Source organism: Campylobacter sp., assembly GCF_017646085.1.
In the GTDB taxonomy this organism is placed as follows: domain Bacteria; phylum Campylobacterota; class Campylobacteria; order Campylobacterales; family Campylobacteraceae; genus Campylobacter.
Genome location: NZ_JAGCNF010000013.1, coordinates 1 through 3,129 on the forward strand (window position 1 = coordinate 1; position 3,129 = coordinate 3,129).

Sequence of the window (3,129 nt, forward strand, 5' to 3'; positions counted from 1 at the left end):
CCGCTCAGCACTAGCTGTGCGTCTTTGCGATAGATTTAGTGGAGTTGGCGCAGATGGAATGATTATTATCAAACAATCAAATAATCAGTGTGATTTTGCATGGGAGTTTTACAATAGCGATGGAAGCATAGCAGCAATGTGTGGCAACGGTAGTAGGGCTGCTGCACTTTATGCATATAAAAACCAAATTTGCGATGCTGTTTGCACCTTTGAAACTGGTGCTGGAATTATTGGCGCTACCATTGCAAAAGACCATGTCGAAGTCGCTCTAAGCGAGCCAAAAAAGTTAAGCGAACCATTTACTCAAATGGGATTAGAATGGAACTTTTATAATACTGGAGTGCCGCATTTAGTAAGCTTTGTGGATGATTTGGATAAATTTGATCTAGAAATTTGCAAAACTATGCGCCAACAATATAACGCAAATGTAAATTATGCCAAATTTGATGGCCAAAGACTGTTAGTGCGTACCTTTGAGCGTGGTGTTGAAAATGAGACAAATGCCTGCGGCACTGGAATGGCAGCTTCGTTTTTTACTGGATTTGAGCGATTTGGGCTAAACGATAAAGTAGAAGTTATGCCAAGAAGTGGTGAGATTTTAAATCTCAGATTTGATGGAGGGACTATCCATTTTGGTGGAAAAGTAAGCCATATTTTTGATACGGCAATATATTAGAAATTTAGATAAATTTAAGTAAAATTAGCCAAAATGCAAAGGATGAAATTGAAAAATATAAGAGTAGCTCACTCACCAGATGCTGATGATATCTTTATGTATAGTGCTATAAATTTAGGCTGGGTTGGTAGTGAGATTTTGCAGTTTAGCTCTAAAGCTGATGATATAGAGACGCTTAATCAAGCAGCTTTGCGTGGAGAATTTGATGCTACAGCCATTAGTTTTGCTCTTTATCCATTTATAGCCGAGGATTATGCTTTACTACGAACAGCAGTAAGCTTTGGCGATGGATATGGCCCAAAACTAATTAAGAAAAAACATACAACTCTAAAGCCAAATTTCAAAGTCGCACTAAGCGGACAATACACTACAAATGCTCTACTTTTTAAAATCGCATATCCAAAGGCTAGGATAGTTTATAAGAATTTCTTAGATATCGAAAATGCTGTACTAAGCGGCGAAGTTGATGCTGGCGTGCTAATTCATGAAAGCATTCTTAGCTTTAGTGATGAGCTATGCGTAGAGCGTGAAATTTGGGATATTTGGTGTGAACTTAGAGGCGATGATAGTCTGCCATTACCACTTGGAGGTATGGCCCTTAGACGCAGTCTGCCGCTAAGCGATGCTATAGAGTGCGAATCGGTACTGACAAAGGCCGTACAAATCGCACACGATAATAAAAAAATATTAAGCTCTATGCTACTAGAGCGCAAGCTAGTGCGTGTAGATGATACAAGTTTGCAAAAATATCTAGGGCTTTATGCAAATGCTGAATCTATCAGTATGAGCGATCTTCAGCTGCGTGCGGTAGATAGGCTTTTTGAAATCGGATATGAGAGTGGGGTTTATTCAAATTTAATCAAATCTCAGCCAAATCTCATACCAACTGAGTATCTAAATAGTAGGAATAGCTAATGCAAGGCGATCTAATCGGTCTAGGCGTTGAGACCTTTAAACTAGCACTAATGATTAGTCTGCCTATGCTTATGGCTGGATTGGTAGCTGGTTTGCTAATTAGCATTTTTCAAGCTACTACACAGATTAACGAGATGACGCTAAGCTTTGTACCAAAGATAATTTTGGTTGTGGTGGTAATAATCTTTTTAATGCCGTGGATGATGGGGCAAATGATTGATTTTACTGAGCGAATCTTAAATATGATACCAACATTTATCCAATGAAAATTGATTTTAGTAAGTATAGCTCGGTACGCATTGGCGGGATTTTTGATGTAGAAGTGCTAGATGAAATGCGTGAGTTTGATGGGGTGATAATTGGCGGAGCAAATAATTTGCTAATCTCGCCAAATCCACCTAAAATGGGGATTTTAGGAAGCGAATTTGACTATATCAAACTAGAAAATGGCGTACTAAAAATTGGCGCTAAAACTCCAAGCTCAAAAATATATAAATTTACTAAAGATAACAATATTGGCGGCTTTGAATTTGTTAAAAAGATTCCTGGGACACTTGGTGGAATGATTAAGATGAATGCTGGAGTAAAAGAGTATGAGATTGCAAATTTGCTCTTAAATATCACAACATCTAAAGGAATAGCACTAGCTAGTAAGTGCGGATTTAGCTACCGCCACTCAAATATTGATGGGGTGATATTTGAGGCTAGTTTTGAAATTATACGTGAATTTGATGAAGCTCTAAGCAATAAACTTAATCAAAAACGCTCCAATCAGCCAAAAGGTGCGAGTTTTGGCTCATGCTTTGCCAATCCTACTGGCGATCATGCCGGGCGACTTTTGGAGGCTGCTGGAATGAAAGGCTATAGAATCGGCGGATGTGGCTTTAGTGAAATTCATGCAAATTTTTTAATCAATTATGGCAGTGGAAGCTTTAATGATGCAATGGAGTTGATAAATTTAGCCAAAAACCGTGTAGCTGAGCTTTTTGGTATAGAGTTGCGTTGCGAGGTTGTGATCTTATAGGATTAATGGCTTTAGATATTTTAGTAGTATTTAGAGTATTATTTTTGTATTTAGTAATTTTATCAATTACCATAATTTATAAATCTATTTTAATTGATAATATAAAAAGATTGATATTGTATATAAACCTCGCAATGGCTAAGCATTGCGAGTAAATTTAAACCAAGAGATTAGATTTCTAGTCTCTTGGTAATTTAAGCTATTAAAGATTTAAATTAAGTTACTGCAGTAGTCTTAATATATTTTGTTGTACTGAGTTGGCTTGACTCATAGCGTAGCTTCCACTTTGAGCTAGTATGTTAAATTTAGAGAAGTTTGCACTCTCACTAGCAAAGTCTACATCTCTTATTTGGCTTTCAGCTGATTTTACATTTACTTGAGTAACTGTAATATTATTTATAGTAGCTACTAATTGGTTTTGTACTGAACCTAGATCAGCTCTTAATTTATCTAGAGTTTTTCTAGCTGCTTCAGCTACATCTATCATAGCTTGAGCACCACCATAGGTATTTAC

General features: G+C 36.9%; 5 protein-coding genes. 4 read left to right on the forward strand and 1 reads right to left on the reverse strand.

Features of this window, described 5'->3' with window-relative positions; genetic code table 11:
* The 4 genes from dapF to J6V67_RS00630 all read left to right on the forward strand — a co-directional run.
* Positions 1–676, forward strand: a 676-nt coding sequence (gene dapF / locus J6V67_RS00615; protein ID WP_291857235.1) for a diaminopimelate epimerase, incomplete at its 5' end; no start/stop codon positions are given.
* Positions 677–718: 42 nt separating this feature from the next.
* Positions 719–1,591, forward strand: a complete 873-nt coding sequence (locus J6V67_RS00620; RefSeq protein ID WP_291857237.1) for an MqnA/MqnD/SBP family protein — start codon at positions 719–721, stop codon at positions 1,589–1,591.
* Positions 1,591–1,857 carry a flagellar biosynthesis protein FliQ gene (gene fliQ / locus J6V67_RS00625; protein WP_086227385.1) on the forward strand — a complete coding sequence of 89 codons (267 nt, stop codon included), beginning with the start codon at positions 1,591–1,593 and terminating at the stop codon, positions 1,855–1,857. The genes J6V67_RS00620 and fliQ overlap by 1 nt, the downstream gene beginning before the upstream one ends.
* Entirely contained in the window at positions 1,854–2,615 is a 762-nt protein-coding gene (locus J6V67_RS00630; protein ID WP_291857241.1) for a UDP-N-acetylmuramate dehydrogenase, read from the forward strand. Before fliQ ends, J6V67_RS00630 begins: the two co-directional genes overlap by 4 nt.
* Before the next feature lie 220 nt (positions 2,616–2,835).
* Here J6V67_RS00630 and J6V67_RS00635 read toward each other — a convergent pair.
* Positions 2,836–3,129, reverse strand: a 294-nt coding sequence (locus J6V67_RS00635; RefSeq protein WP_291857243.1) for a flagellin, incomplete at its 5' end; no start/stop codon positions are given.

Bases quoted from the DNA above. Each gene is read 5' to 3' on its own strand.
- J6V67_RS00620 (WP_291857237.1), top strand. From the start codon at position 719: ATGAAATTGAAAAATATAAGAGTAGCTCACTCACCAGATGCTGATGAT.
- fliQ (WP_086227385.1), top strand. From the start codon at position 1,591: ATGCAAGGCGATCTAATCGGTCTAGGCGTTGAGACCTTTAAACTAGCA.
- J6V67_RS00630 (WP_291857241.1), top strand. From the start codon at position 1,854: ATGAAAATTGATTTTAGTAAGTATAGCTCGGTACGCATTGGCGGGATT.